Origin of the sequence: Halorubrum distributum JCM 10118 (genome assembly GCF_000337335.1) — an archaeon.
Lineage (GTDB): Archaea > Halobacteriota > Halobacteria > Halobacteriales > Haloferacaceae > Halorubrum > Halorubrum distributum.
In genome coordinates, this window is record NZ_AOJN01000036.1 from 1 (window position 1) to 5,196 (window position 5,196).

Here is a 5,196-nt window from a genome sequence, read left to right on the forward strand (position 1 = left end):
CTTCGTGGAGTTCACTGTCTGCTTGCTGGGTCGTAGACACACCTTCAGCAAGCAGGCGTTCTAACTAAGCGGCTTTGTGAAGTACTGAGCCTCGTCGCTGGCGGCTGATGCCGCCAGCGACTCCCTCGCGCGTGCTTCTCGCGCCCGGAGGGCGCTCGAAGGCACGCGCCACCCCACCGCATTTCATTTATAAATAGCGTCGCGGCGCGTCCGTATCAGACCATGTCGCCGCGAACGGACGCGCCCTCCTGCTCGGCTCGCTGCTGTTTGAGCACGTCGGCGGCCTCGTTCGCGGCGTCCTCGTCGGCGCCGAGCATCCCGAGCGCGGCGGGCAGCGTCGGCATCGCGAGCGAGGCCTCGCGCAGGCGGTCGAACGCCTCGTCGTCGCGCTCGCCGTCGACCCAGAGGCAGACGCCGCGGGGGTCGAGCACCTCCTCGTAGGCGTCGCGGGCGAGCGCCCCCTTCAGGCGCTGACGGACGTTGTCCTCGAAGCCCGCGTTACACACTTCGAGGTGGATCGGCATGTCGTCTTGAACGAGTTCGGCCGCGAGGCACTTCTCGGGCGCCGCGTACCCGTTGTCGCTCGTGCGCACACGGTCCGGGTGCGCCTCGGCCCACTGGGCGTCGACCGTGGTGCCGACCCCTTTGACGCCGTACTCCGCCTCGAAGTCGGCGGCCGCGTCGGCGTCGCCGCCCATGATCACGTCCTTCGTGAGGTAGACGTCGAGGCGCTCGACCGGGTCAAGCCCGAGCGCGACGTCGCCGAACGCCCACACCTCGCGGACGGGCACCGGCATCGGCTCGCTCGCGACGCGGTCGACGAGCGTCTCCAGGCGGTCGACTGCCCGTTCGCGTTCCATTGCCGGCGAGTACGCGACGGGCGGGCAAACCGGTTACGCTCACAGGTCGTCCAGCCGCGCCGCGACGTCGTCCCAGTGTCCGCCCTTCCAGAACCACTGCCCGCACTCGGTACAGCGCCACCCGGGCCGGTCCGAACCCACGTCGTCCGGGACGTAGTCGGGGCGGTCGGTCAGAGCGGCGTTCGCCTCGGGGGCGCCGACGCGCTCGACGGGGCCGTTACACGAGCCGCACCGCGTCGGCTCGTCGGCGAGTTCGACCGGGAGGCCGGCCGCGTCGAGCTCGCGGAGCTGGTCGATAACGTCGCGCTCGGTGAGCAGGACGGCGTCGACCGGGGGATCGGCGCTCGGGGCCCTGTCCGCCAGCTCGCGGTCCCGAGTGAGGAGGACGCGGCGCTCGGCCGCGGCGAGCGACAGGAGCCGGTCGTCGGCCTCGACCCCGCGGTCGAGCGCGTAGGCGGCGTCGTACCCGCACAGCCGCAGGTACGTGGCGAGCTTGCCGCACATCACGTCGAGGAGGATCCGCGGCCGGTCACTCGTCGACGAGCCGGCGTCGCCCGCCGGACCGTCGCCCGCCCGGTCCGTCATCTACAGCAGGAACGAGCGGAGCCCGTTGAGCGAGCGCGCGTTGAGCACGTTCGACGTCTCGGCCCAGCCCCGCCGCGCGGTGTGGATCCCGTACCGGGCGTTGTCGAGCTCGCGCGGAGCATGAGCGTCGGTGTCGACGGCGATCGTCGCCCCCGCCTCGATGGCGGCCCGAACGAACTCGCCGTCGGCGTCGAGCCGAGCGGGGTTCGCGTTCACCTCGATCGCGGTCCCGTTCGCCGACGCCGCCGCGGCGACCGCCTCGACGTCCGGGTCGAGCCCCGGCCGCTCGTTGATGAGACGGCCGGTCGGGTGGCCGAGGACGTCGACGTGCGGGTGTTCGACCGCGCGGATTAGCCGCTCGGTGGCCGCCTCCGAGTCCTGTCCGAGCGCGGCGTGGGGCGACGCGACGACGAGATCGAGCGCGGCGAGGATCTCGTCGTCGGTCGCGAGGCCGCCGTCGGCGTCGATGTTGGCCTCGATCCCGTGGAGGATCGGGATGTCGACCTCGTCGGCCGCCTCGGCGACCGCCGCGGCCTGCTCCTCGATGTCCGACTCGTCGAGGCCGACCCCGCCGACCATCCCCGGCCCGGTCGCGTGGTCGGTGACGACGTGGTAGTCGTAGCCGCGCTCCTCGGCCGCCCGCGCCATCTCGGCGATCGAGAAGCCGCCGTCGGACCAGTCGGTGTGGGTGTGGAGGTCGGCGCGGAGGTCGCCGGGCTCGACGAGGAAGGGGAGCCGCCCCTCGGCGGCCGCGTCGACCTCGCCGCGGTCCTCTCGCAGGTCGGGCGGGATGGGATCTAAGTCGAGCGCGCGGTACACCTCGTCCTCGCTCTCGCCCGCGACGCGCTCGCCGGCGCGCGTCGAGTCGGGTTCCTCGGCGCCGTTTCCGTCGCCGCCGGCGTCTCCGTCCGCTTCCTCGGCCCCCTCGCCGTCGACGTCGCTCACGTCGAAGAGGCCGTACTCGTTGAGCTTCAGCCCGCGGTCGATCGCCCGGTTGCGGACGGCGACGTTGTGCGCGCGAGACCCGGTGAAGTACTGGAGCGCGGCGCCGAACTCGTCGGAGTCGACGATCCGGAGGTCGACGCGGGTGCCGTCCGCGCGCACGCTCGCCTTCCCGGTGCCCGCCTCGATCGTCGCATCCGCGGCCTCCCAGTCGGTGAACGCCTCGACGATCGGCTCGCGCGCCTCGCTCGCGACGAGCAGGTCGACGTCGCCGATGGTGGGCTTCCAGCGCCGGATCGAGCCGCACACCTCGGCGGACTCGACGGGGTCGAGATCGGCGAGGTACGCGAGCGCGTCGTCCGCGACGGGGCGGGCGTCGCCGAGCCGGGTGCGCTCGCGAGATTCGCGGGCGAACGGAACGTTGTCGAGGATGTTCTGTTCGGTCTTCGCGCCGAAGCCCGACACCTCCTGGATCTCGCCCGCCTCGGCGGCGGCCTCCAGCTCGTCGAGGTCAGAGATTCCGAGCGCGTCGTACAGCGAGCCGACGGTCTTCGGGCCGACGCCCTCGACCGCGGTCAGCCCGGCCATGTCGACCGGGAGCTCCTCGCGGAGCTCGTCCAGCTCCTCGATCGCGCCGGTCTCGACGTACTCGACGATCTTCGCGGCGATCGCGTCGCCGACGCGGTCGATCTCGGCGACCGCGTCCTCGCCGTCGGCCGCGAGCCCCTCGATCGGGGCGGGGTGGTCGCGGACGTTCTCGGCCGCCCGTCGGTAGGCGGTCGGCTTGTACTCGACGCCCGTCGCCTCGAGGAGGTCGGCGAACTCCTCCAGCCGCGTCGCGACCTCGTCGTTCCGGCTCATGACGCGACCGTTCGACGGCGCGATACTTATACCGACGGCCGAACGCCCGACGGCCGGCCCGCGGCGGCTCGCCGGCCGCTTATGCCGTCGGCGACCGTACCCGGTTCCATGTCGACCGACGACTCCGACGGCGAGCCCGGGGAGCGAAACGTGTTCGGCGGCGAGCTGGCCCCGTGCGGCGACGATCCCGTCACGGGATACCTCCGCGACGGCCGCTGCCGCGACGTCGACGGCGACGCCGGCGAGCACACGCTCTGTGCGGTCGTCACGGCCGAGTTTCTCGAGTACAGCCGCGAGCGCGGTAACGACCTGATAACGCCGCGCCCCGAGTTCGACTTCCCCGGGCTGGAGCCGGGCGACCGCTGGTGCCTCTGCGTCGGGCGGTGGGTCGAGGCGGCGGAGGCCGGCGTCGCCCCGCCGGTCGTCCTCGAAGCGACGAACGAGTCCGTGCTGCGGGCGGTCGACGCCGACCGCCTCCGAGAGCACGAGTTCGACCCGGAGGCGTTCGAGCCCGAGAGCCTCGACTGAGCGCTGCGAGTGTCGTCAGGGGCCCGGAGGCCGGCGAACCGTCACTCGGTCACCCAGAGCCCGGCGGCGACGACCGCCGCCAGTCCCATCGAGCCCGCGAGCAGCGCGAACGCCGGCCGGAAGCCGACCGCGTCGGCGACGATGCCGACCGCGCTTGGCGCGAGCGCGCCGGCCCCCATGAGCAGCGTCCGGACGACGCCGAGCCCCCCGCCGGCGAGCCGCTCCGGGAGCAGCTCCATCAGGTAGGCGCTGCGCACGGGCTGGAAGCCGTGCGAGCCGAGGCCGAAGAGGGCGACGACGACGGCGGCCGCGACGGCGCCGAGCCCGAGGCTCGGGAGCGAGACGAGCGCGACGAGCGCGGCCGCCGCCAGGCCGAGCGTGCCGACCATCACCGGAAACCGCCCGACGCGGTCGGAGAGGTCGCCGGTGACCAGCTGGACGAACGTCACCGCGAACACGAGCGAGTACAGGAGGTTCGCGGTCGACGTCGCGAGGTCGGCGGCCTCGGAGAGGTACAGCGGGAGAAACGCCACGAGCCCGTTGTGCGCGAACGAGAAGCCGACGGTCACCAGCACGAACGCCGAGAACCGGGGATTTCGGAACAGTCTGAGGTACTCGCGCGTGCCGGGGTCGTCGCCGTCGTCGCTCCCGGTCGCGCCGGTCGCCGCGGGCGAGCCGGAGAGCCGGACCGCGGTCGCGGCCGCGAGCCCGACCGCGAGGACGCCGGTGAGGAGGAACGGCGCGCGCCAGTCGGCGCCGGGGAGGCGCGCGAGGACGGCCGCGAGCGCGGGCGGCGCCGAGAGGACGGCGACGACGACCGCGGGCGCGGCGACCCCGCCCATCGCGCCGAGCGTGTCGTGCGCGCCGAGCATCCGCCCGGTGCGGGCGGGGTAGACGCGGGCGATCAGCCGCACCGAGACCGTCTTGTGGACGCCCGTCCCCGCGCCGATGACGAGCATCGCGGCGACCAGCGCGGCGAAGGGCGCGTCGAAGACGACGGCGAGCGACCCCGCGCCGGCGACGAGCGCGCCGGCGACGATCACTCGCACCGGGCCGAGTCGGTCCGCGACCGCGCCGCTCGGGAACTGCAGGAGGGCGTACACGACCATGAACCCGGTGAACGCGGTCCCGACGACGGCGTTGCTCACGCCGTAGGCGCCCTGGATCGACTCGAACAGCGGCGGGAAGAGGTAGCGGACGAACTTCCCGAGGAACCAGACGAGCGAGACGAGGATCAGGGCGTCGTACTCGCCGATCCGGTCCCGGGCCATCGACAAGCCGTAGCCCGGTCACCCCTATAAAGGGCCTGAAGCGCTCGGGGGCTGCCGGTACGGATCGATATGTCATCTCGATTTCCCGGGTGGCGCGTGCCTGCGAGCGGCCGCCGGTGGCGGCCGCGAGGAGCACGCGCGAGGGAGTC

At 73.0% G+C, this 5,196-nt stretch carries 5 protein-coding genes; 1 reads left to right on the forward strand and 4 read right to left on the reverse strand.

What is annotated here, in order from left to right; translation table 11 throughout:
- Positions 1-215: 215 nt before the first annotated feature.
- From C466_RS05965 to C466_RS05975, 3 genes are read right to left on the reverse strand one after another with little or no spacing between them, the layout of a single operon-like run.
- The gene (locus C466_RS05965; RefSeq protein WP_004596629.1) at positions 216-860 is read right to left on the reverse strand and encodes a DUF7095 family protein; all 645 of its coding nucleotides are present in this window, start codon (positions 858-860) and stop codon (positions 216-218) included.
- A 39-nt stretch (positions 861-899) separates the two neighbouring features.
- The gene (locus C466_RS05970) at positions 900-1,445 is read right to left on the reverse strand and encodes a Mut7-C RNAse domain-containing protein (protein WP_004596631.1); all 546 of its coding nucleotides are present in this window, start codon (positions 1,443-1,445) and stop codon (positions 900-902) included.
- Positions 1,446-3,248, reverse strand: a complete 1,803-nt coding sequence (locus tag C466_RS05975; protein ID WP_004596633.1) for a helix-hairpin-helix domain-containing protein — start codon at positions 3,246-3,248, stop codon at positions 1,446-1,448. It abuts the gene before it with no gap.
- Positions 3,249-3,356: 108 nt separating this feature from the next.
- Between C466_RS05975 and C466_RS05980 the strand changes: the two genes are divergently transcribed.
- On the forward strand, positions 3,357-3,776 hold the full coding sequence (locus C466_RS05980) for a DUF2237 family protein (RefSeq protein ID WP_004596635.1): 420 nt from the start codon (positions 3,357-3,359) through the stop codon (positions 3,774-3,776).
- 41 nt (positions 3,777-3,817) lie between these two features.
- Here the strand turns inward: C466_RS05980 and C466_RS05985 are convergent, their stop codons facing one another.
- Positions 3,818-5,047 (reverse strand): MFS transporter, encoded by a 1,230-nt coding sequence (locus tag C466_RS05985; RefSeq protein WP_004596637.1) that lies wholly within the window; start codon positions 5,045-5,047, stop codon positions 3,818-3,820.
- Between the last annotated feature and the right edge of the window lie 149 nt (positions 5,048-5,196).

Bases quoted from the DNA above. Each gene is read 5' to 3' on its own strand.
- C466_RS05965 (WP_004596629.1), bottom strand. From the start codon at position 860: ATGGAACGCGAACGGGCAGTCGACCGCCTGGAGACGCTCGTCGACCGC.
- C466_RS05970 (WP_004596631.1), bottom strand. From the start codon at position 1,445: ATGACGGACCGGGCGGGCGACGGTCCGGCGGGCGACGCCGGCTCGTCG.
- C466_RS05975 (WP_004596633.1), bottom strand. From the start codon at position 3,248: ATGAGCCGGAACGACGAGGTCGCGACGCGGCTGGAGGAGTTCGCCGAC.
- C466_RS05980 (WP_004596635.1), top strand. From the start codon at position 3,357: ATGTCGACCGACGACTCCGACGGCGAGCCCGGGGAGCGAAACGTGTTC.
- C466_RS05985 (WP_004596637.1), bottom strand. From the start codon at position 5,047: ATGGCCCGGGACCGGATCGGCGAGTACGACGCCCTGATCCTCGTCTCG.